The organism is Streptomyces coelicoflavus (assembly GCF_045041415.1).
Taxonomy (GTDB): Bacteria; Actinomycetota; Actinomycetes; order Streptomycetales; family Streptomycetaceae; genus Streptomyces; species Streptomyces coelicoflavus.
The window spans coordinates 38,678-61,529 of the sequence record NZ_CP108218.1; the positions used below are offsets into that span (position 1 = coordinate 38,678).

At 72.3% G+C, this 22,852-nt stretch carries 19 protein-coding genes; 14 read left to right on the forward strand and 5 right to left on the reverse strand.

Annotation, left to right across the window (positions count from 1 at the left end; translation table 11 throughout):
• Positions 1–30 precede the first annotated feature (30 nt).
• Positions 31–204 carry a cold-shock protein gene (locus OHA99_RS00190; protein ID WP_228125990.1) on the forward strand — a complete coding sequence of 58 codons (174 nt, stop codon included), beginning with the start codon at positions 31–33 and terminating at the stop codon, positions 202–204.
• A 255-nt stretch (positions 205–459) separates the two neighbouring features.
• On the forward strand, positions 460–2,358 hold the full coding sequence (locus OHA99_RS00195; RefSeq protein ID WP_405693384.1) for an ABC transporter ATP-binding protein: 1,899 nt from the start codon (positions 460–462) through the stop codon (positions 2,356–2,358).
• Between the two features lie 21 nt (positions 2,359–2,379).
• Here the strand turns inward: OHA99_RS00195 and OHA99_RS00200 are convergent, their stop codons facing one another.
• Positions 2,380–2,751, reverse strand: coding sequence for a VOC family protein (locus tag OHA99_RS00200; protein WP_405693386.1), 372 nt, complete (start codon positions 2,749–2,751; stop codon positions 2,380–2,382).
• Between the two features lie 91 nt (positions 2,752–2,842).
• Here OHA99_RS00200 and OHA99_RS00205 point away from each other — a divergent pair, with 91 nt between their 5' ends.
• Positions 2,843–3,304, forward strand: a complete 462-nt coding sequence (locus OHA99_RS00205; protein ID WP_153176129.1) for a MarR family winged helix-turn-helix transcriptional regulator — start codon at positions 2,843–2,845, stop codon at positions 3,302–3,304.
• 61 nt (positions 3,305–3,365) lie between these two features.
• Here the strand turns inward: OHA99_RS00205 and OHA99_RS00210 are convergent, their stop codons facing one another.
• From OHA99_RS00210 to OHA99_RS00220, 3 genes are all read right to left on the reverse strand, one after another.
• Positions 3,366–3,899: a hypothetical protein gene (locus tag OHA99_RS00210; RefSeq protein WP_405693387.1), complete on the reverse strand. Its 534-nt coding sequence runs from the start codon at positions 3,897–3,899 to the stop codon at positions 3,366–3,368.
• On the reverse strand, positions 3,900–4,628 hold the full coding sequence (locus OHA99_RS00215; RefSeq protein WP_405693389.1) for an SDR family oxidoreductase: 729 nt from the start codon (positions 4,626–4,628) through the stop codon (positions 3,900–3,902). It lies immediately after the preceding gene.
• Positions 4,629–4,728: 100 nt separating this feature from the next.
• Positions 4,729–5,142 carry a Fur family transcriptional regulator gene (locus OHA99_RS00220; RefSeq protein WP_007387397.1) on the reverse strand — a complete coding sequence of 138 codons (414 nt, stop codon included), beginning with the start codon at positions 5,140–5,142 and terminating at the stop codon, positions 4,729–4,731.
• Between the two features lie 188 nt (positions 5,143–5,330).
• Between OHA99_RS00220 and OHA99_RS00225 the strand changes: the two genes are divergently transcribed.
• Positions 5,331–6,794: a catalase gene (locus tag OHA99_RS00225; protein WP_153176132.1), complete on the forward strand. Its 1,464-nt coding sequence runs from the start codon at positions 5,331–5,333 to the stop codon at positions 6,792–6,794.
• 100 nt (positions 6,795–6,894) lie between these two features.
• A complete protein-coding gene (locus OHA99_RS00230; protein ID WP_087788221.1) occupies positions 6,895–7,290 on the forward strand; it encodes an ankyrin repeat domain-containing protein in 396 nt (131 codons plus the stop codon).
• 30 nt (positions 7,291–7,320) lie between these two features.
• Here OHA99_RS00230 and OHA99_RS00235 read toward each other — a convergent pair whose 3' ends face one another.
• Entirely contained in the window at positions 7,321–8,100 is a 780-nt protein-coding gene (locus tag OHA99_RS00235; protein ID WP_405693392.1) for an NAD(P)H-dependent oxidoreductase, read from the reverse strand.
• Positions 8,101–8,243: 143 nt separating this feature from the next.
• Here OHA99_RS00235 and OHA99_RS00240 point away from each other — a divergent pair, with 143 nt between their 5' ends.
• From OHA99_RS00240 to OHA99_RS00280, 9 genes are all read left to right on the forward strand, one after another.
• Positions 8,244–9,095, forward strand: a complete 852-nt coding sequence (locus tag OHA99_RS00240) for a helix-turn-helix transcriptional regulator (protein ID WP_405693394.1) — start codon at positions 8,244–8,246, stop codon at positions 9,093–9,095.
• A gap of 430 nt (positions 9,096–9,525) precedes the next feature.
• A complete protein-coding gene (locus OHA99_RS00245) occupies positions 9,526–11,007 on the forward strand; it encodes a sugar transferase (protein WP_405693396.1) in 1,482 nt (493 codons plus the stop codon).
• A gap of 70 nt (positions 11,008–11,077) precedes the next feature.
• The gene (locus OHA99_RS00250; RefSeq protein WP_153176136.1) at positions 11,078–12,394 is read left to right on the forward strand and encodes a nucleotide sugar dehydrogenase; all 1,317 of its coding nucleotides are present in this window, start codon (positions 11,078–11,080) and stop codon (positions 12,392–12,394) included.
• Complete coding sequence (locus OHA99_RS00255) at positions 12,384–13,691, forward strand: glycosyltransferase family 4 protein (RefSeq protein WP_194279798.1); 1,308 nt, start codon at positions 12,384–12,386, stop codon at positions 13,689–13,691. Before OHA99_RS00250 ends, OHA99_RS00255 begins: the two co-directional genes overlap by 11 nt.
• Entirely contained in the window at positions 13,688–15,055 is a 1,368-nt protein-coding gene (locus OHA99_RS00260; protein ID WP_405693398.1) for a Wzz/FepE/Etk N-terminal domain-containing protein, read from the forward strand. The genes OHA99_RS00255 and OHA99_RS00260 overlap by 4 nt, the downstream gene beginning before the upstream one ends.
• Positions 15,052–16,614: a Wzz/FepE/Etk N-terminal domain-containing protein gene (locus OHA99_RS00265; RefSeq protein ID WP_405693400.1), complete on the forward strand. Its 1,563-nt coding sequence runs from the start codon at positions 15,052–15,054 to the stop codon at positions 16,612–16,614. Before OHA99_RS00260 ends, OHA99_RS00265 begins: the two co-directional genes overlap by 4 nt.
• 3 nt (positions 16,615–16,617) lie before the next feature.
• The gene (asnB, locus tag OHA99_RS00270; RefSeq protein ID WP_153176139.1) at positions 16,618–18,552 is read left to right on the forward strand and encodes an asparagine synthase (glutamine-hydrolyzing); all 1,935 of its coding nucleotides are present in this window, start codon (positions 16,618–16,620) and stop codon (positions 18,550–18,552) included.
• Between the two features lie 114 nt (positions 18,553–18,666).
• Complete coding sequence (locus OHA99_RS00275) at positions 18,667–20,862, forward strand: bi-domain-containing oxidoreductase (RefSeq protein WP_405693402.1); 2,196 nt, start codon at positions 18,667–18,669, stop codon at positions 20,860–20,862.
• Positions 20,859–22,829, forward strand: a complete 1,971-nt coding sequence (locus OHA99_RS00280; RefSeq protein WP_405693404.1) for an alginate lyase family protein — start codon at positions 20,859–20,861, stop codon at positions 22,827–22,829. Before OHA99_RS00275 ends, OHA99_RS00280 begins: the two co-directional genes overlap by 4 nt.
• Positions 22,830–22,852 lie beyond the last annotated feature (23 nt).

The following is a 22,852-nucleotide window of genomic DNA, read 5'->3' on the forward strand; positions in this document are numbered from 1 at the left end:
AGAGGTTGGGGGTCCGCACGGTCGCGGGTCGTGTGGTGCGTTTCGACAACGCGGGGCTACGGGTTCATCGCCCCGGACGACGGCGGCGAGGACATCTTCCTGCACGTCAACGACCTGCTCATTCCCGAGGAGGCGGAACAGATCCTCACCATCCGCGGCGCGTTGGTGAAGTTCAGCGAGGGCCACGGCTGGGTCGAGGACTGAGGCCGGCGCTTCCCCGCGTGTTCGGACCGTGCTGTCATTCGGGTTGCGGACCTGCTCCGCATCGTCCGCCCTCGGCGATTCGGCCAGTCTCCCCGCTCCGCGCACCTGTTGTCCGGACCGGGTCCGTGCATCCGCCATGCACTGCCGGTCGCCATATTCCGGGGTTCCCACAGCGACCGAAACACATGTGTTCGATATCCCGGTCCAGTCGTTGAGCTTCACGACCAGGCTCGAACGACCGTCAAGGGGGACCCATTGACCGCGACCGACGCGAACGGGCAGCAGGCCGACACAGCTCCTCCCCCACCACCGCCGCAGCCGGCGGAGATCACCTACAGCGGCAGGTACTCCGTCAACCCGCTGGCCGAGGTCTCGTTCCGGCGGATGTGCGCCCAGATCCCGGCCGTCCTCGGCCGGATCGCCCGCCTGTCGTGGCGGACCGACCGACGGGCCGTGCAGCTGCTGATCGGCTGCCAGGTGGTCACCGGCGTCTCGGCCGCCGTACTGCTGACCGCCACCGCCCGCGCCATGAAACCCGTCCTCGGCGACGGCTCCGCCGGTGAGCGGCTGCACGGAGCCGTCCCGGCACTCCTGGTGGTCGCGCTCGCCGCCGCACTGGGCCGCGGTGCGGCGGCGGTGGCCACGTACGCCGAGCGGCGGATCACCCCGAGGCTGACGACGGAGACGGACAGTGCTCTGGTCGAGGCGGTGTGCCGGGTGGAGGCGTCCGCGTACGCGCAGGAGGGCTTCTCGGACCGGCACGAGGCGGCGGAGATGGGGGTGATCAGGACCCAGGTGATGGTCACCGACGCCCAGCGGTTCCTGTCCGCGCTGATCCGGATGGTCACGGCCGGCGGCGTGCTGTCGGCGCTCAATCCGCTGATGCTGCCGCTGCTCCTGCTCGCCGTCCTGCCGGCCGGTGTGGGTGCGGTCCTGACCGCCCGGGTCGACTACGAGGTCCACTACGCCAACATCGCCGACCGCAACGTGCGCGGCATGATGCGCTGGTGGGCGACGACGTCGAAGTACGGCGACGAGGTCCGCGCCAACTCGATGACGGACTACCTGGTCCACTGGTACCGGACGCTGTCCGACCGCTGCGACCGGCGCACGCTGGCGGCCGCGCCGCGCACCCTGCGGATCGCGGTGCTGTCCGCGGCGGCCGGGGGCGTCTTCCTCGTGGCGACCTGGGGAGCCCTGGCCTGGCTGGCGGTCTCGGGCCGGATCGGGCTCGCGGTCGCGGCCACGGCCGTCATCGCCGTGCAGACCACGCTCGCCGCACTCTCCCAGGTCGTCGTCAACGGCGCCGCGGTCTTCCACACCAGCCTCTACCTGAGCGACATGCAGGCCTTCCTCGACGACGCCGCGGCCCGCGTCCCCCGACGCGGGCCCGGCAGGCACGAGGCGCCGACCGAGCGGATCCGGCTCGAGGAGGTCGTCTACCAGTACCCGGGCAAGGACAAGCCCGCCGTCGACGGCGTCTCCCTGACCCTGGAGCGCGGCCAGATCCTCGCCGTCGTCGGGGCGAACGGCTCGGGCAAGTCCACCCTGACCCGCCTGCTCACCGGCATCTACCTTCCGGACAAGGGCCGGGTCACCTGGAACGGCACCGACCTCGCCGAGATGGCCCCCGCCGGCGTGTGGGCGCAGGTCGGTCTGGTGCCGCAGATCTTCGCCCAGTGGCCCATGCCGGTCCGCGAGAACGTGACCCTCGGCCAGCCCCGTACCCACGACGACGCCCCGGTGTGGGAGGCCGTCGACGCGGTCGGCCTGCGCGAAACCGTCGACGGCCTTCCCTCGGGCCTGGACACCCTGCTCTCCCGTGACGTCTTCGGCGGCACCGAGCTCTCCGGCGGCCAGTGGCAGCGAGTGGCGTGCTCGAGGGCCCTGTACCGCCGCCCGGGCCTGCTGATCCTGGACGAGCCGACCTCGCAGATGGATCCGCGCGGCGAGCATCAGATCTTCGAGCGGATCAAGGCCGTCGCCGCCGAGCGCATCACCATCGTGGTGACCCACCGCCTGGAGAACACGAAGATCGCCGACCACATCGTCGTCATGGAGCACGGGCGGATCACCGAGCAGGGCCGGTACGAGGACCTCGTCCATGCGGGCGGGACCTTCGCCGAGCTCCTCGAGCTCTCCCAGGACCGCTGACCGGGGACGAGGGAGGCCGGGTCAGCCTCCGTGAACGGTGAGCCGGTAGCCCTCGGGGCCGGTGAAGGTGAACGTCGGCCCGAACGGGCTGTCCCGCACCGGCCCCGCGACCTCGACGCCGGCGGCGACGAGCCGTGCGTGCAGTTCGGGAGCGTCGTCGGTGCGCAGCCACAGCGCCACGCCCAGGCCCGGGACGCAGTCGCCGGTCAGGTCGGTGCCCGGGAGCGGCTCCCGGACGGCGAAGGGGATCGGGCTGGTGGCGAAGACGACCGCGCCGGGCGGCGAGGCGGGGGCGCGGCGCAGGCCGAGGAGCTTCTCGAAGAAGTCAGCGGCGGCGGGTACGTCCGTGACCTGCAGGGCGATGAAGTCGGGACCCTCGACGGCAGCATTCATCGTTTCCTCCGGAGATGTCGATCTCGTGAATGTCAGGACTTTGACATGGGAGAACTTAGGTGAGCGCCGACCGGCATGTCAAAATGTTGACATGGAGAATCCGACGCCCGTCCCCCCGCCGCACGCCGCCAGGGACGTCACCGAGCACGTGGGGTACCGCCTCAAGCGCGCCTCGGCCGCCCTGCGCAACGCCATGGACAGGGCACTGCGCGAGCACGGACTGACCGTTCCGCAGTACTCCTGCCTGGAACTCCTCGACGAGCAGCCGGGCCTGTCCAACGCCGACCTCGCACGCGGCACCTTCGTCACCCGGCAGTCGGCCAACGTCGTCCTGCGCGGCCTCAAGGACGCCGGTCTGATCACGCGGCCGGCCACCGCCGCACAGGGCCGCGCCCTGCCCGTGCACCTCACGCCGGCCGGCAGGGAACGCCTGCACCTCGCCCGTCGGGCGGTCTACTCGATCGAGGTGCGCATGATCGGCGGTGTCCCCGCGGACCGTCTCGCGGCACTGCTGTCCGACCTCGACGCCATGACGGAGGCGCTCGACGGCTGACCGGGCGGCCGGGAGTGCACCCGGCGGGCGGGAGGGCCGCGTCGCGGCAGGGACACGACGGTTACTCGATCAGCGCGTCCGCGGCGATGATCAACAGGCCGATCAGCATGTCGAGGACGCCCGCGCGGCAGGAGGCGAGACGGCCGAGACCCGCGGTGCGGGCCGCCGAGAAGCCCAGGCAGAAGAGGGAGACGGTGTTGAACAGCAGCGCCGTGTCGGCGGCGGTCTCCTCCGCCCACCACCCCGCCGCCGAGGCGAACAGCATCGCCACGGTCGGCAGCACGGCGGCGGCCAACGGCCACTCGGCGAGCACCGCGCGCAGCCGGCTCGGCCCGGCCGTGCCGTCGTCGGACGCGCGCTGGGCGATGACGTGCGCATACCCGTGGGCGGCGCCCGACGTGAGCGCGGTGAGCAGGACCCACACGGCGTCCTGACCGGGGTTGGCCTCCTCCCCCGGCACGTCCAGCGCGGCCACCAGGGCGCTCGCCAGCACCAGGCCGTAGATGCCCTTGAAAAGCCACCGTTCGGGCCGGCTTCGCAGGATTCCCCTCGGTGTGCCGCTCCCGGCGGGGGCCGGACCGGCGTGTTCGTGCATTCAGGCGAGCCAGTCGGTGTACCGGGTGGGGGCCAGGTGGGCCTCCTTGTCGGTGAGGACGTCGCCCTTGACCGCGGCGAACATGCCGGCGGTCGGGTCGGTCACGACCGTACGCCCGTCGCCCTTGCGGGAGAGGGTCAGGCGGCCCAGTTCGTCCAGCGGGAACACGTCCGGGCCGCCGATGTTGCGGATGCCGTCCAGCGGGGCTCCCACGGCGACGTCCGCGACCGCGGCCGCCACGTCCTTGGCCGCGATCGGCTGGATCGGTGTCGCGGGCAGCCGTACGGAGTCGCCGTCCGCGGTCCAGGACATCGCGGCCTCCATGAACTCCATGAACTGGGTGGCGCGCACGATCGAGTACGGGACGGGGCCGCGTCGCAGGAGCTCCTCCTGGAGCAGTTTCGCGCGGTAGTAGTCCAGCTCCGGCACCCGGTCGACGCCGACGATCGAGAGGATGACGAAGTGCTCCGCCCCGGACTGCCGCGCCGCGGCCAGGAGGTTGTCCATCGAAGCCTGGAAGAAGGCCGGCGAGGCGTCGTCGAAGGTCGGGGAGTTCGTCAGGTTGACCACGGCCTCGGCTCCCTGGACCGCCCGGTCCACTCCCTCACCGGTGACGACGTCGACGCCCGTGGACAGCGAGTGGGGCACCGCCCGGTGTCCGGCCGCGTTCAGGTTCTCGACGACCTGCGAGCCGATCAGTCCCGTACCGCCGATGACCGCGATCTTCATCCTGCGCCTCTCTTCCTTCCGGAGCCAGGTGGCCCAGGGACCACTGTGTCGGTGCGGGAAGAAGACGGCGCTCTGGGACGCACCGAAGGGATGAGCGTCCTCAGCCGGCGCAGTCCGGACAGACGCCGCGGTACGTCACCTCGACCTCGGAGACGGTGAAGCCGAAGGACTGGGACGGCGGCAGGTCCGCGAGAAGGTCGCCCGTCGGCCGCACGTCGCGCATCGAACCGCAGCGTGAGCAGAGCAGGTGATGGTGGGGGCGGTGCGCGTTCGGGTCGTAGCGCTTGGCGCGGCCGTCGGTCGACACCTCGAGGACCTCGCCCCGGTGGACCAGTTCGCGCAGGGTGTTGTAGACCGTCGCCCGGGAGATCTCGGGCAGTCGCCGCGCGGCGCGGGCGTGCACCTCGTCGGCGGTCAGGTGCACGTGGTCCCCGTCGAGGACCTCGGCGACGACGCGGCGCTGCGCGGTCAGGCGCCAGCCGCGTTCGCGAAGCCTCTCCAGGAGATCACTCATGCGAGCACCCTAGCAGGGAACGGCATCAACTCAAGAGCCGATATCGCTCTGGATGGCGCCTTGCTTTAGATCCAGTCCAAGGTAGGGTGGGTCCATGGACGCGCGGGGCGGCTCGCCCCGGACTGCCGGCCGGCCGGGACCGTCCGGCCTTTGCGCGCCGTGCGAAGAACCACACCGAGGAGCAAGCCTTGCCTGAGAACAACCAGAAGCCGCTGACCACGGTTGCCGGTGCACCGGTTCCCGACAACCAGAACTCCCTGACGTCGGGTCCGCGCGGACCGATGCTGCTGCAGGACGTGTGGTTCCTGGAGAAGCTCGCCCACTTCGACCGCGAGGTCATTCCGGAGCGCCGGATGCACGCCAAGGGCTCGGGCGCGTTCGGCACCTTCACGGTGACGCACGACATCACGCGCTACACCAACGCGAAGATCTTCTCCGAGATCGGCAAGAAGACCGAGCTGTTCGCCCGGTTCTCCACGGTCGCCGGTGAGCGCGGCGCCGCCGACGCGGAGCGCGACATCCGCGGCTTCGCCGTGAAGTTCTACACCGAAGAGGGCAACTGGGACCTCGTCGGCAACAACACCCCCGTCTTCTTCTTCCGCGACCCGCTGAAGTTCCCGGACCTCAACCACGCGGTGAAGCGCGACCCGCGCACCAACATGCGCAGCCCCGAGAACAACTGGGACTTCTGGACCAACCTCCCCGAGGCCCTGCACCAGATCACGATCGTCATGTCCGAGCGCGGCATCCCGGCCTCGTACCGGCACATGCACGGCTTCGGCTCGCACACCTACAGCCTGATCAACGCCGAGGGCGAGCGGTTCTGGGTCAAGTTCCACCACCGCACCCAGCAGGGCATCAAGAACCTCACCGACGCCGAGGCCGAGGCCCTCGTCGGCAAGGACCGCGAGTCCCACCAGGGTGACCTCTTCGGCGCGATCGAGGACGGCGACTTCCCGAAGTGGAAGCTGTTCATCCAGGTCATGCCGGAGGCCGACGCGGAGAACTACCGCTTCCACCCCTTCGACCTCACCAAGGTCTGGTCGAAGAAGGACTACCCGCTGATCGAGGTCGGCGAGTGGGAGCTCAACCGCAACCCCGACAACTACTTCGCGGACGTCGAGCAGGCCGCGTTCAGCCCGGCCAACGTGGTGCCCGGCATCAGCTTCTCCCCCGACCGGATGCTCCAGGGCCGGCTGTTCTCCTACGGCGACGCCCAGCGCTACCGCCTCGGCGTGAACCACCACCAGATCCCGGTCAACGCCCCGAAGAACCCGGTGAACTCCTACCACCGCGACGGCGCCATGCGCGTCGACGGCAACCAGGGAGCCACCCCGGGCATCGAGCCGAACTCCTACGGGCGCTGGCAGGAGCAGCCGGCCTACCGCGACCCGGCGCAGGCCGTCGGTGCCGTCGCCGACCGGTTCAACTACCGCGAGGACGACGACAACTACTTCGAGCAGCCGGGCAACCTGTTCCGCCTGATGAGCCCCGAGCAGCAGCAGGTGCTCTTCGAGAACACGGCGCGGGCCATCAACGGCGCCACCGAGGCGACCGTCGAGCGGCACATCGCCAACTGCACCCAGGCCGACCCGGCCTACGGTGAGGGCGTCCGCAAGGCGATCGAGGCCCTGGCCGCCGGCAACCTCTGACCGTCCGGTCGGGAAGACGCGCGGTACACCGCTCCGTGCCGGCGCGGACACCCCACGGGTGTCCGCGCCGGCACGGGCGCGTTACCGCCACGGAGACATCATGGACATGCACAACAGCGGTGGGCTGACCCCCGAGCAGACGGAGCGCGTCGTCGCCATCGCCATGGATCTGGCCCGGGAGGGCGACACCGGGCAACTGGTGGAGTTCGTGACCCACGGGCTGCCGGTGGACGTACGCGATCCGGCCGGCAACACCCTCCTCATGCTCGCCGCCTACCACGGTCACGCCGCCACCGTCGCGGCCCTGGTGCGGCACGGCGCCGACCCCGACCTGCGCAACGACAGGGACCAGTCCCCCCTCGCCGGTGCCCTGTTCAAGGGTGCCGACGACGTGGTGGCCGTCCTGCGCGAGGCCGGCGCGGACCTGGACGCCGGTACGCCGACCGCACGGGCCGCCGCGGCCATGTTCGGCCGGGCCCACCTGCTCGCGGGCTGACCCGGGCCCGGGGACGGCACCGGTCGCGGCCTAGCCGCGCACATGCAGTCCGAAGCCGTGGCGGCCCGGGGCCTCCAGGCCCTGCTTCAGGCGCAGCGACGGCATCTCGTAGTCACCGAAGTTCTGGCGTCGGAAGGCGATGGGCTCGGTCGTCTCCAACGACAGCAGCCGCTCCCTCCAGGCCTTGGCGGCGTCGTCGTAGGCGCCCTGGGTGAGCCTGTCGGCGCCGTACAGCACGAACGGCGGCAGCACCTCCAGGCCCGGGTAGTACAGGATTCCGTGGTGGATCGGGAACAGCAGGTCCTCGATCGGGCCGTTGATCCCGCGATCGCTGTAGTGGGCCTCCGGGCCGCCGACGGTCACGGACAGGATCGCCCGCCGTCCCCGCAGCGTTCCCTCACCGAAGCGTTCGCCGTACCGGGTCTCGTCGTGCACGCCGACGCCGTACGCGAAGCGATAGGTGAACACGCGGTCCACCCAGCCCTTGAGGATCGCCGGCATCGTGTACCACCACAGCGGGAACTGGAAGACCACCGTGTCGGCCCACAGCAGCTTGTCCTGCTCGGCCGCCACGTCGGCAGTGAGAGCGCCGGCCTCGTACGCCCGTCCCGAGCTCGGCACCACCCGCAGCGGGCTCGTGGCATGCTCCCGGTAGTCCGCCGCGTCCACCACCGCCTTCCAGTCCATCGCGTACAGGTCGCTCACCCGCACCTCGTGTCCGGCGGCCTCGAGGGTGGACACGGCTACGTCCTTCAGCGAACCGTTGAGGGAGCGCGGCTCGGGGTGGGCGTGGACGATCAGCGTCTTCATGGCTGTTCCCTTCGACGGATTCGTTCGCCACCGATGCTGGGCCGGCGCGGCCGCGCTGTTCAGGGGCGCCCCTTCCGTCGGACGGGACTTCCTGGTACCGGCAGGACCACCCTCGTGCGCGGTCGCGGACCCATACTGGGGCCATGGACGATCTGGCGAGCTTCCTGCGCACCCGGCGTTCACGGGTCGCCCCCTCCTCCGCCGGCATCCCCGTCGACAGCCGCCGCCGTGTCGAGGGACTGCGCCGCGAGGAGGTCGCGCACCTGTCCGGAGTCAGCGTCGACTACTACGTCCGCCTGGAGCAGGGCCGGGCCACACAGCCCTCCGACCAGGTTCTCGACGCGCTCGCCCGAGTCCTCGGCCTCGACGGGACCGAACGCGGACACCTGGGCCGGCTCGCGCGGCAGCGCCGCCGCCGCGCCAAGTCGCCCAGCGGGCGCCTGCGCCCGGAGCTGCTGCGCGTACTCGACCTGGTCACGGACGCTCCTGCCCTGATCATGGATCACCGGCTGGACGTGGCCGCCGGGAACCGGCTCGCCGGGCTCCTCTACGGCCGGCAGCCGCGGGGTCTCAACACCGCCCGGCACATCTTCCTCGAGGAGGCCGAGCGCGGCCTGTACGCCGACTGGGAGACCTGCACCCTGGACGTGGTCGGACATCTGCGGCTGGCGGCGGGGAAGTACCCCGACGACCCGCGGCTGGCCTCTCTCATCGGCGAACTGGCCATGGGAAGCGAGCGTTTCCGCCGCCTCTGGGCCCGCGCGGACGTACGTGCCCGTACCCACGGCCGCAAGGCGTACCGGCACCCGCTGGTCGGGCTGCTGGAACTGCACCAGGAGAACTTCGCGCTGCCGGACGAGTCGGGCATGGAGCTGCTGGTGCTGTCCGCCGCGCCCGGGAGCCCCACGCAGGACGGGCTGCGCCTGCTGGGCGCACTCGGTGGTGACGCCGTCCGCGACGCCGGGAACCGCGAATTCGGGCCGCATGTGGCGTGAGGCCGCGGTGGCTTGATCCCTCGGTGCGTGAGCGCGGGAAGCGGGGAATCGGGGGTCCGCACGCGGCATGCCGGAACACCGGTGGCGCAAAGACATCTTTGGGGTTTCACAAGTTCATTGATCAACTCCCAAAGCTTGACCATGAATTACACACATCCTCTCTACACGGTGGCCCCGATGGTCTAGATTGACCGTGCTTCGGCTGTTCAGGCACGAGGCGACCGATAATGATCTTTAGGTCGGGGGCAGGGGGGTCTGCTGCTACCACTGTGAGTTGTTCACGTTTCTGTGGCACGACCGCGACGTCGTGCGCGGGCAGGCGGGGGCCGCCCGTGGGGAGGAACGGCGCGGCGCGGGAGGCGGGGGCCTCCCGAGGGGGAGGAACAGTGCTAGGCGAACACGTCGAACCACTGGGAACCTGGGGGGTTCTGTGCGGCAAGGGGGATTGGTCAGCGCGTTTCCGTCTGAACGCGGGCAGCTGGCGGAGGGGGCCATCGGCCGGCCCGCGGTCGACTGGGAGCAGCGGTACCGCCGTACCGTGATCACCAGCGATACCGTGACCACGGCCGTCGTGGTGGCGGGCATCGGCAATTTCTTCGGAGTTCGTGACGCGGCCAACTGGCACGAGAAGTGGGGAATTCTCGCGTTCGGCACGGAACTGCTGGTACTGGGAGCGCTCGCGGTCAGCCGCTCGTGGTCCCCGGCCGTACTCGGCCAGGGGGCCGAGGAATTCCGCCGGCTCGGGCGCTCACTGTTCATGGCGACCGTCGTTCTGGCGCTCGGCGGAATCGCCCTCACCTCGCGCAACATCAAATTGTGGATCTTCGTCGCCGTACCGGCGATCGCCGTCGTCACCATGGTCGCGCGGTATCTGCTGCGGCTGTGGCTGCACCGGCAGCGCAAGGAGGGGCGGTGTCTGAGGCCGGTGCTCGCCGCCGGCAGCCCGGCCACGGTGCGCGACCTGATCACCCGGACCCGGCGTTTCCCCCACCTCGGCTGGCGGGTGGACGCGGTGTGCACGACGGACGGTCCGGAGGTCGGGGACGGTGACCAACTGGACGGAGTGCCGGTGGTCGGTCCGCTGTCCGACGTCGCCGACCACGTCCACCGCGACGGCTACCGGGTCGTCGCCGTCACCCCTGACCCGCACTGGTCGCCGCACCGGCTTCAGCGGCTGGCCTGGAACCTGGAGGGCAGCGACGCCGAGATGGTCGTGGCCCCGGTGCTGATGGAGGTGGCGGGCCCCCGGCTGCACGTCGACGCGGTGCTCGGGATACCGCTGCTGCGGGTCAGCATGCCGACCTTCACCGGAGGCCGCCGGGCGGTCAAGGCGGTCGTGGACCGGATGGGCGCGGCGGTCCTGCTGACGCTGTTCGCGCCGCTGATGGTGTTCGTCGCGCTGCTGGTCCTGGTGGACAGCCGGGGTGGCGTGTTCTACCGCCAGCGCAGGGTGGGCAAGGACGGCCGCGAGTTCACCATCGTCAAGTTCCGCACCATGGTCGCCGGGGCCGACCGGGCGCGTGCCGCGCTGGCCGACCGCAACGAGGGCGCGGGCCTGCTGTTCAAGCTCCGCCGGGATCCGCGGGTGACGCGGGTGGGTGCGGTGCTGCGCCGGTACTCGGTCGACGAGCTCCCGCAGCTCTTCAACGTGCTCACCGGTTCGATGTCGCTCGTCGGTCCGCGGCCGCCGCTGCCGGAGGAGTCCGCGGCGTACGGCCCGGACATCCGAAGACGGCTGCTGGTCAAGCCCGGCCTCACCGGTCTGTGGCAGATCAGCGGGCGCAGCGACCTGCCGTGGGAGGAAGCGGTCCGGCTGGACCTGCGGTACGTGGAGGACTGGTCGCTCGCCCTGGACACGGTGATCTTGTGGAAGACGCTGCGTGCGGTGGTACACGGGCAGGGGGCCTATTGATGCGCGGTGGTCGTCGGACCGGCGTGCGGAGCGCAGGCCGTCGGGGTCTGCCTGGGGGGAGGAACGGGTCATGAGGGTCAGTGTTTTCGGCCTCGGCTATGTGGGCTGCGTGTCGGCCGCGTGTCTGGCCGGCCAGGGGCACGAGGTCATCGGGGTCGACGTGAACCAGGTGAAGGTCGACCTGGTCAACGACGGCAAGGCCCCGGTGGTCGAGGAGCGGATCGGTGAACTGATCGCCGAGGTCGTGGGCAGCGGGGCGTTGCGCGCCACCCGCGACGTCCGCGAGGCGATCCGGGAGAGCGAGATGTCGCTGGTGTGCGTGGGCACGCCGTCGGAGCCCAACGGCAGCCTGTGCACCACTTACTTGGAACGGGTCACCGAGGAGATCGGTGCCGCGCTCGCCGAGCGGGGCGGACGGCACACCGTGGTGTTCCGCAGCACCATGCTCCCCGGCACCTGCACGAACCTGCTGATACCGATCCTGGAGAAGTACGTCGGCGGCACCGCCGGAGTCGACTTCGGGGTCGCGGTCAACCCGGAGTTCCTGCGCGAGGGCACGAGCGTCCGGGACTTCTTCGACCCGCCCAAGACCGTCGTGGGCGAACTCGACCCGGCCAGCGGCGACGCGGTGCTGGCGCTGTACGAGGGTCTGCCCGGCGAGGTGTTCCGGGTGCCGGTGGCGACGGCCGAGGCGATCAAGTACGCGGACAACGCCTTCCACGGCCTCAAGATCGGCTTCGCGAACGAGCTGGGTGCGGTGTGCCAGGCCCTCGGGGTGGACTCGCACCAGGTGATGGACGTCTTCCTGGCCGACCGAAAGCTGAACATCAGCCCCGCCTATCTGCGGCCCGGCTTCGCCTTCGGCGGCTCCTGCCTGCCCAAGGACCTGCGCAGCCTGGTCCACGCGGCGCGGCGGGCCGACGTGTCGGTGCCCATCCTCTCCCACGTGCTGCCGTCCAACGCGGCGCACCTGGAGCGGGCGGTGGAGCTGGTGGAACGCGCCGGGAAGCGCCGGGTGGGGCTGTTCGGGCTGTCCTTCAAACCGGGCACCGACGACCTGCGCGAGAGCCCGCTGGTCGAGCTGGCGGAGCGGCTCTTCGGCAAGGGCTACGACTTGAAGATCCACGACGCCCACGTGAGCCTGTCCCGGCTGCTGGGCGCGAACCGCGAGTACGTCGAGACCCGGCTGCCGCACCTCGCGCAACTGCTCGCGGACTCCGTCGACGAGGTCCTCGAACACGCCGAGGTGTGCCTGGTCGGGACCAGGGACCCGGCCGTCCTGTCGGCGCTCCCGCACGGCGGCGGCCCGCTGCTGATCGACCTCATCCACCTTCCCGACGCCGACGCGCGCCGGACCGAACCGGGGTACATGGGCCTTGCTTGGTGACACGACGCCCGGTGACACGACGCCCGGTGACACGACGCCCGGGGGCGCGGCCTCCGGTGACACGCCGTCCGGTGCCGGCGGCCGGCCGGGACGGCGCGCGCTGATCCTGGTGGAGAACCTGTCGGTGCCCTTCGACCGGCGGGTGTGGCAGGAGTGCACGACCCTGCGCGACGCGGGCTGGGAGGTGCACGTCATCTGCCCCCGGGGGACCAGGCGGGACACGGAGGCGGAGACGGAGATCGACGGGGTGCGCATCCATCGCTACCCGCTGCGCGCCGCCACCGGAGGTCCGGCCGGCTACCTGCGGGAGTACGGAGCGGCGCTCTGGCACACGGCCCGGCTGGCCCGCAGGGTCGGACCCGTGCACGTGGTCCATGCCTGCAACCCTCCCGACCTGCTGTTCCTGCCGGCCCTGTGGCTCAAGCGGCGCGGCGCGCGGTTCGTCTTCGACCAGCACGACCTGATACCCGAGCTGTACCTGTCCCGGTTCGGCCGCGGCAAGGACCTGCTGTACCGCGGCGTGTGCGCGCTGGAAAGGGCGACCTACCGGGCCGCGGACATCGTGCTCGCCACGAACGAGAGCTACAAGGACGTCGCGATACGCCGGGGCGGCCGGCGCCCGGACGACGTCTTCGTGGTGCGCAGCGCACCCGCGACCGACCGGTTCCAGCCGGTGCCGCCCGAACCGGAGTTGAAGCGCGGCAAGCCCCATCTGCTGTGCTACCTCGGCGTCATGGGCCCACAGGACGGCGTCGACTACGCCCTGCGGGCGCTGGCGAGGCTGCGCGACGATCTCGGGCGGACCGACTGGCACGCGGTCTTCGTCGGTTCCGGTGACGCCTTCGACGCGATGGTGGAGTTGTCCGGGTCGCTGGGGCTCACCGATCAGGTGCAGTTCACCGGGCGGGTCCCGGACGCCGACCTGGTGCGCTACCTGTCCACCGCGGACGTGTGCCTCTCCCCCGACCCGCGCAATCCGCTCAACGACGTGTCGACGATGAACAAGGTCCTGGAGTACATGGCGATGGGCCGGCCGATCGTCTCCTTCGACCTCCGGGAGGCGCGGGTCTCCGCCGGTGACGCCGCCCTCTACGCACCCGCCAACGACGAGGCCGCGTTCGCCCGTCTCGTCGCGCAGTTGATGGACGATCCGGAGGCCCGGTCCCGGATGGGCAAGATCGGCGAGGAGCGGATCAACGGGCAGCTCTCCTGGCGGAACTCGCAGGCGTCGCTGCTCGCCGCGTACGCCGCCGCCTGCCGTGTGGGGATCAACGCGGGGAGAAGGCAGCGCCGTTGAGTGACGACACGATACGCCTGGTCACGGTCGGACGGATTCTGCGTCGCCGCCGGCGGCTGCTCGCCGTCCTCGTCGTGGTGGGCGCGCTCGTCGGCTACGGCGTCTCGGTGCTGTTCCCGCCGCGCTACACGGCGTCGGCCTCGGTCCTGCTGCCGGGGCCGTGGGAGGAGCGCGAACTGCTCACCCAGGTGGAGATCGCGACCAGTTCGTCGGTCGTCGGCAAGGCGGCGGACTCGCTCCGCTGGAGCGGCGTCAGCGACAAGGAGCTGCGTGACCGGGTGAGTGCGAACATCGCCGACGGCAACATCATCAAGATCTCCGGGACGGCCGACTCCCCGGAGCGCGCGCAGCGGCTCTCCGACGAAGTGGCCCAGCAGTTCGTGACGTACGCCGCGGGCATCGCGAGCGGCACCACCGATCCCGACGGGGCGACGGGGCCCGAGGCGCTGCGGCAGCAGGTGAAACGGACCAACCAGCGCATCACCGACCTGGCCAACGCGGCCGACCCCGGGCAGACGGTGGAGAGCGTGCAGGCCCGCACCGAGCTCGAGAAGCTGCGCACCGCCTTGCAGGACGCCATGCAGAAGCTCGACGAGGCCGACCCGGCGAGCAGCAGGGCCGGCCTGGTCGTCATGGGCCCGGCGCCCAGGCCGACCGGCGAGGCGCCCCCGACCCGGTGGCAGCTCGTGGGCGGCGGGGCGCTGCTGTTCTTCGTGCTCGCGGTCGTCGGCCATCTCGCCGCCGCACGGGTGAACCGGCGGCTGCGTTCCGAACCGGAGATCGCCGCGGCGCTTGGCTCGGCGCTGCTGGGAACCGTCGACGTACCCGGGGAGCGGCGCGCGCACCGGCCGAAGGCGCGCGGTGTGCGGGCCCGGCTGCGGCGGCTGCTGGGCGTCGACACGCGGTGGGACCTGCCGGCTCCGCAGTCGTCCGGCGACGAGGCGGAGCGACGGATCCGCTACCGCCGGGTGTGCGCCCGTCTGCGGGAGCGCCGGCCGGCCGCCCGGCGGCTGCTGGTCGTCGTACCGGACGGTGACGAGGTCGCCCGCCGGGCGGCCGGGCAGCTCGCCGCCGAGGCGGAGGGGGATCCGCAGCTGCGGGTGGTGGAGGTTCCGGTGTCCCGGCCGTTGGTGCCGGACCGCGAAGGCGAGTCCGGCGCCCTGGTCGTACTCAGCGCAGGGGCCTGGACCGCCGAGGAGCTCACCGGTGTCGCGGAGGCGTGTGCGGACGGTGGGCACGAGGTCGTCGGCGTCGTCGTGGCCGGCGCCGTGCGGGCCCGTCCTGAAGGGCCGGCCCTCCGGTCCCCGGAACCTCATGTCGCGGCGGCCGGGGTGCACGACCACGCGACGGGAGGATCCGCATGACCACGGGTACGGCCGCGCAGTCGTCAGCCTCCGCTCCGCTGCTCGACCTGCAGGCACTGGTGGTGGCGGTGCGCAGACGGCGCCGTCTGTGGGGCGCCCTGGCCCTGCTGGGGCTGCTGGCCGGCGCGGCCGTCGCGGTCCTGCTGCCGCCCCGGCCGGCCGCGGTGGCCAAGGTGCTGGTCGCGCACAAGGACGACCAGCCCAACGACACCGGCACGCTGATCCGCACCGACGTCGAGCTGCTGTCCACGACGCGGATCGCCGAACAGGCCCTGCGCTCCCTCGACTCCGGGGAGAACCCGGAAGACTTCATGCGGGACTACCGGGGCACCGGCCTCACCAACAACCTGTTCCGCATCGATGTGACGGGCGGCAGCGACGCGGAGGCGGTGGCCCGGGCCAAGGCGCTGGCCGACGCGTTCGTCGCGGACCACGTGCGGCGGATGCGGGAGTCGGCGGAGGCCGAGGCCGATTCCCTGCTCGACCAGCGCGACCGCATGCGCAAGGAGCTGGCCGAGGTCAACAAGGCGATCGGGGACCGGTCGCCGGACGACGATCCGGGGGCGTCGGCGAGCATCGAGTCCCTCTACGCCCGCCGGGCCGAACTCGACTCACGGATCGCCGAGTTCGACCAGCGGGCCGCGGAGGCGCGCACCGGCACGCCCGAGGTCGTCGCCGGCACCCGGATCGTGGACGCCCCGCACGCCGTCGAGCACTCACTGCCCAGGACCGTGGGCATCGACGCCGCCATCGGGCTCGCCCTCGGACTCGTCCTCGGACTCTCGCTGGCCGCCGTCGGCGCGGTGGTGGCGGACCGGCCCGTGCTGCGCCGGGACATCGCGGCGAACCTGGGCGCCTCGGTCCTCGCCGAGCTGCGCCGCGGGCCCCGCCGGTCGGCCGGACGGTGGCAGCGCCGGCGGACCCGGGCGGCACGCGAACGGCTGACCACCACCCTGGCCCGCAGCGCGCGGCGCTCCGCGGAACCGCTGTCGCTGCTGGAACTGGGCTGTGCCCGCGGCACAGCCGTGATCGCCCTGGACCTCGCCGGAGCACTGGAGGCCGACGGGCCCGTGGTGGTCGTGGACGGCCTGCCCGGCACGGAGCTCGCCGACAGCCGGCGGGGGTCCGCGGGCCCGACCGTGCTCAGCGGTGAGCGTGCCGCGGCCGAGGCACCCCAGGGACGCCGGCTCGGCGTCGGCTCGGTCGAGCCGGGGACGGCGTGGACGGACCTGCGGTACCTCGGCACCCGGACGGTGCTCGTCGTACGCGCGGGGCACGGCAGTGCCGCGTGGCTGCACACCGTGGCGCGGCAGCTCGCGGACCAGCGGATCGCGGTGATCGGTGTGGTGCTGATCGACCCCGATCCGCGCGACCGTACCGACGGCACCCTGTGGGACGTTCCGCGCGTCGCGCCGCGCGGCCACGACGAACGGCCGACACGGCACAACGGTGGGGGCACCTCCCACGCCGTCCAGGCAGTGGGAGACGGGCGGCCCAGGACGGAACGGCCGTCGATGCCGGCCGCGCGGGTCCCGGACAGCGACCAGGAGGCGCGGTAGCACATGTGTGGCATCGCAGGCACGTACCACTGGCCGGACGGGAAGGCCGTGGCCGACCGGCTCACCGAAGTCCTCGCCCACCGGGGTCCCGACGGGGCGGGCCGGTACAGCCATCCGGCCGGCGCCGGCGAGGTGCACCTCGGGCACCGCCGGCTGGCCATCGTCGACCTGTCCGGGACCGGCGCCCAGCCCATGGTGTCGGGCGGCCTCGCCCTGACGTACAACGGCGAGCTGTACAACGCGCCCGAACTGCGCCGCGAGCTGGAGTCCGCGGGGGCGAGCTTCCGCGGCACCTCCGACACCGAGGTGGTCCTGGAGGCCTGGCGTCGCTGGGGCACGGACTGCCTGCCGAGGCTGCGCGGCATGTTCGCCCTCGCGGTCTTCGACGAGCGCACGGGTGAGCTGGTCCTCGCCCGCGACCAGCTCGGGATCAAGCCGCTGTTCCTGCTCCGGCGCGGCGAGGGCCTGGTGTTCGCCTCCGAGCTCAAGGCGCTCGCCGCCGTGACCGGCGGGAAGCTGGAGGTGGACCACGCGGCGCTGGTGGCGTCGCTGCTCTACTACTGGGTGCCGGATTCGCGGTGCGCCTTCCGCGAGGCGGAGAAGCTGCCGCCGGGCAGCTGGCTGCGGTGCCGGCCCGACGGGCGGGTGGAGCGGGGCCGGTACTGGAACCTGAAGGAGGTGGCCGCCGAGGGCCAGGAGCGGGCGCGCAGCGGCGAGCTGCCGGACCTGGCCGCCGTGGTCGAGGAGTCGACCCGCAGTCACCTGCTCTCCGACGTGCCCGTGGCGACCTTCCTGTCCGGCGGGCTCGACTCCAGCTATCTGACCGCGCTGGCGGCCCGGCACCGGCCGGGGATCTCCGCCTACACGATCGGGTTCCGCGCCGAGGACGCCCGGTTCGAGGCGATGCCGGACGACCTGCGCTACGCCCGGCAGGTGGCCGCGCGGTTCGGCGTGGACCTGCACGAGATCGAGATCGCCCCGGACGTGCTCGACCTGCTGCCCCGGATGACGTACCACCTGGACGAGCCGATCGGCGACCCCGCCGCGATCAACACCTTCCTGATCTGCTCGGCCGCCCGGGAGGCCGGGGTCAAGGTGATGCTCTCCGGAATGGGCGCCGACGAGCTGTTCGCCGGGTACCGCAAGCACCTGGCCAACCTGCTGGCGCTGCGCTACCAGCGCGTCCCGCGGCCGCTGCGGCGCGGGGTGTCCGCGGTGGTGGACCGGCTGCCGGTCGCGACGAGCCGCCGGGGACTGCGGTCGGTGCGGTTCGCGAAGCGGTTCCTCTCCTTCGCCGGTCTGCCGGAGGAGACCGCGTTCCGGCGCAGCTACACCATGTACGACCGTCAGGAGCTGCTCGGCCTGATCGACCCGGACCTGGCGGGCACGGTCGAGGACGTGCTGACCGAGCACGCGGACGTCTACGAGGACAACGAGCTCGACGACTTCGTGAACCGCATGTGCCTGGGCGACGCCCGGATGTTCCTGCCGGGTCTGAACCTCGCCTACACGGACCGCTCCAGCATGGCCGCGTCGACCGAGGTGCGGGTGCCGTTCGTGGACGTCGAGGTGGTGCGGGCGGCGTTCGCGGTGCCGGGTGACCGCAAGATCGTCGGGCGGCAGGGGAAGGCCGCTCTGAAGGAGGCGGCCGCCTCCGTCCTGCCCCGGGAGATCGTGTACCGGCCCAAGGGTCTGTTCAGCGCCCCGCTGCGGGCCTGGATGAGCCGGGACCTGGCACCGCTGGTGCGCGAGGTGGTCAACGACGGCGAACTCGTCCGGTCCGGGTTCCTGCGCCGGGACGCGTTGCGGCGGCTGGTCGCCGAGGACGCCGCCGGGCAGCGGGACTTCTCCAAGCACCTGTGGCACGTACTGACCCTCGAGTACTGGTACCGCGGCGCGACCTCCGGGGCCGCCCGGAGCCCTTCATCGACGGTGTAGGCCCTCGCCGGCGCGGCGGCCGGGACAGACACGGACGACCGGCCCGGACACCGGCACAGACATTCGGCCCAGACATCGGCATCGACAACCGGCACAGAGACAAGAGGACTTCGGGTGAAACAGGTCGTACAGAACTACAAGAGCGGCGAGCTGGCGCTGCTCGACGTGCCGGTGCCGGGCTGCAAGCCGGGCGGCGTGCTGGTACGGACCGCCTACTCGCTGATCTCCACCGGCACCGAGCTGATGAAGGTGTCCGAGGCCGGCATGTCGATGCTGGGCAAGGCCCGTTCCCGCCCGGACCAGGTGGCCAAGGTGGTGCAGAGCGTGGCCACCAACGGGGTGCCCGCCACCTACCGCAAGGTGATGGGCAAGCTGGACTCCTACACGCCGCTGGGCTACTCGCTGTGCGGGGTGGTCGAGCAGGTCGGCGCCGGCGTCGACGACGTCAAGGTGGGCGACCTCGTGGCCTGTGCCGGCAACGAGCACGCGCTGCACGCCGAGCTGAACTGGGTGCCGAAGAACCTCTACGCCCCGGTGCCGGACGGTCTCGCGCCGCGGGACGCGGCGTTCGGCACCGTCGGGTCGATCGCCATGCAGGGCGTGCGCCAGGGCGAGTCGCGGCTCGGCGAGGTGGCGCTGGTCATCGGGCTCGGGCTGATCGGGCAGCTGGTGGCGCAGCTGCTCACCGCCTCGGGTGTCCGGGTCGTCGGGGCCGACCCCGACCCGGCGCGCTGCGAGCTGGCCGAGCGGCTGGGCGCGGCGGCCTGCGGCGACCCGGCCTCACCGGCCGTGGAGAGTGCCGTCGCCGAGCTCACCGACGGTCACGGCGTGGACCAGGTGTATCTGGCCGCCGGCGGCGGCAGCACCCAGCCCGTCGAGCTGGCGGCGCGGCTGTGCCGGGACCGCGGCCGGGTCGTCGACATCGGCAAGTGCCGTCTGGACCTGCCGTGGAACGCGTACTACGAGAAGGAGCTCGACGTCCGGTTCTCCCGCTCCTACGGCCCCGGGCGTTACGACCCGGAGTACGAGCTGGAGGGGCGGGACTACCCGATCGGCTACGTGCGCTGGACCGAGCGCCGCAACCTGGCGTGCTTCCTCGATCTCGTCGCCCGCGGCCGGGTGGACGTCGGGCCCCTGATCTCCCACACGGCCGCCTTCGACGACGCCGTCGAGACGTACCGGCGCCTCGAGGACGGCGAGCTGAAGGCCGTGGCCGTGCTGTTCCGGTACCCCGAACAGGCCGACGGGGCAGGCGCCTCGGCCGCGGCCCCGACGGTCGCCGTGCCCGCGGTGCGGCGCGGCGGCAGGGCGTCCGCCCCGGTCCGGTCCGCGCGGACGCCGGTGCGCCTCGCGTTCGTCGGCGCGGGGAACTACGCGAGCTCGATGCTGCTGCCGCACCTGGCGCGGCGCGACGGCGTCGAGCTGTCGACGGTCGTCACCACCACGGCGCTGTCGGCGGCCAACGCGCAGCGCAAGTTCGGTTTCGCCGGGGCGACCACCGACCTCGACGCCGTACTCGGCGACGACTCGGTCGACGCGGTGTTCGTCGTCACCCGTCACAGCTCGCACGCCGACCTGACCCGGAAGGCGCTGCTGGCCGGGAAGGCCGTGTTCGTGGAGAAGCCGCTGGCGCTCACCGGGGAGGAGCTGACCGGCGTGCTCGCCGCGGTGGAGGAGTCCGGCAACGACCGGTTGCAGGTGGGCTTCAACCGCCGGTTCGCGCCGCTGCTGCGCCAGGCCGAGCAGCGGTTCGGTCCCCGCACCGGGCCGGCGAGCCTGCGCTACCTGGTCAACGCGGGCCGCCTCGACCAGGGCAGCTGGTACCTGCGGCAGGACACGGAGGGGTCGCGGTTCGCCGGTGAGGGCGGGCACTTCATCGACACGGCGAGCCGGCTGCTGGGCGCCGACCCGGTGTCGGTCTACGCGGTCGCCGCGTCCGGCAACGAGGACCTCCAGGTCGTGCTGGGCTACCCGGACGGGTCCACCGCCACCATCGGCTACGTCACCACGGGGGCGGCCGGCTTCCCCAAGGAGACGCTGGACCTGGTCGCGGACGGCAAGGTGCTGCAACTCGACGATTTCGTCCGCACCTCCGTGTACGACGGGCGCAAGCGGTGGGTCAGTTCGCGGCTTCCCAAGGCCCGGGACAAGGGCCAGTCCGCGGAGCTGGCCGCGTTCGTCAGGGCGGTGCGCACCGGCGGCCCGATGCCGGTGCCGCTCGAGTCGCTGGTCGCCACCACGGCGGCCACCCTCGCCGTGCGGGCCTCACTGGCCTGCGGCGCTCCCGTGCCCCTGGCGGAGGCGCGATGACCGTGAACGCGGGGAGTGCGGGCTGGTACCTGCGGCGGCTGTCCCGGATGGGGCCGCGCGAGGTGGGCGGACGGGTGGGCGACACGGTGCGCAGGCGGCGGTGGCGGTCGGCGCGGCCGGTCGCGCCGAGCGTGACCGGCGCCCGGTTCACCGCCGTGCTGCCCGCCGGTGCCGTCGCCGCGGTGCCGCCGGACGCCGCGAAGCGTCTGGTCGCCGAGGCGGACCGGCTGATGGCCGGGCAGGGCGAGTTCTTCGGCGTGCTCCGCGACGACCTGGCCGACCCGGACTGGTGGTACGACCCGAAGACCGGGCGCCGGGCTCCGGAGGGTTACGCCTTCGACGTGCCGTACCGCGACGAGGAGGTGACCGGGGACATCAAGCAGATCTGGGAGCCGTCCCGGCACCAGTACCTCACCGTGCTCGCCGCCGCCTACGCGGTCACCGGGGACGAGCGGTACGCCGAGCGGGTGGCCGGGCACCTGCGGTCGTGGTGGGCGTCCAACCCGCCGCTGCGCGGGGTGCACTGGGTCAGCGGCATCGAGCTGGGGATCCGGCTGCTGTCCTGGGTGTGGGTCCGCCGGCTGCTCGACGGCTGGCCCGGGGCGGCCGCGCTGTTCGAGGGCAACCCGGTGGCGCTGAAGCAGATCTGGCACCACCAGCGCTGGCTGGCCGCCTTTCCCAGCCGGGGGTCGTCGGCGAACAACCATGTCGTCGCCGAGACCGCCGGGCAGTTCGCCGCCGCCTGCGCCTTCGGCTGGTTCCCCTCCTCGGCGCGCTGGCGGGACGAGGCGCTGCGGTCGCTGGAGCGGCAGCTGCGCGCCAACACGTTCCTCTCCGGCCTGAACCGTGAGCTGGCCACGGAGTACCACGGTCTGGTGCTGGAACTCGGCCTGGCCGCGGTGGCGGAGGCGGACGCCGCCGGGGTCGCGGTTCCCGCGACGCTCCGGCTGGTGCTGCTGCGGATGACCGACGCGCTGGCCGCCGTCGTGGACGACCGGCTGCGCCCGCCGCGCCAGGGGGACGCGGACGACGGCCACGGCCTGGTCGTGGACGGCGCGGGCACCGACCGCTGGGCCTCGCTGCTGGCCACCGGGGACGCCGTGTTCGGGTCGCTGCCCTGGTGGCCCGCGGTGACCGGCACCGATGTGCGCACCCCGCTGCTGGCCGCGCTGATCCGGCCGTACGCGAAGCAGGGCAGCGGTCCGGCCGTGTCCCGCCCGGCGGGCCGCCCGGCCCACTTCGCGGACGCGGGGCTCACCGTCCTGCGCGGTCCGGGGGGCGTCTGGTGCCGCTGCGACGGCGGCCCGCACGGCTTCCTGTCCATCGCCGCGCACGCCCACGCGGACGCGCTGTCGGTGGAGGTGCGGCACGACGGGGTCGACGTGCTCGCCGACCCGGGGACGTACTGCTACCACGGGCAGCCCGCGTGGCGGCGGTACTTCCGGTCGACCCTCGGCCACAACACCCTGGAGCTGGACGGTGCCGACCAGTCCGTCCCGGGCGGCCCGTTCCTGTGGACCCGGCACGCCCGCAGCCGGGTCCTGAGCGTGGACGTGTCCGACGAGGGCGTGTCCCGCTGGTGCGCCGAGCACGACGGGTACGGGCCCTCCGTGCACCGCCGCCGGGTGGAGCTGACGGCCGCGAGCCGCGAGGTGAGGGTGGTGGACGAGGTGCGGGGCCCGCGCCGGGCCGTGCGCCTGGCGTTCCACCTGGGCCCCGCGGTCACCGCGGACCTGGTGGACGACCGTGCCGTGCTCACCTGGGCCCGGGACGGCGAGGAGCGTTCGGCGGTGCTCGACCTGCCCGGCGGGCTGTCCTGGCGGGCGCACCGCGGGGAGACGAACCCGCCGCTGGGCTGGTACTCCCCCGGTTTCGGACGCAAGGAGCCCGCCACCACGCTGGTCGGCACCGGCTTCACCGACGGCGTGCGGGAGTTCACGACCGTGCTCGGGTTTCGCGGCCGGTAGCAGGAACCAGGAACAGGAAGGAG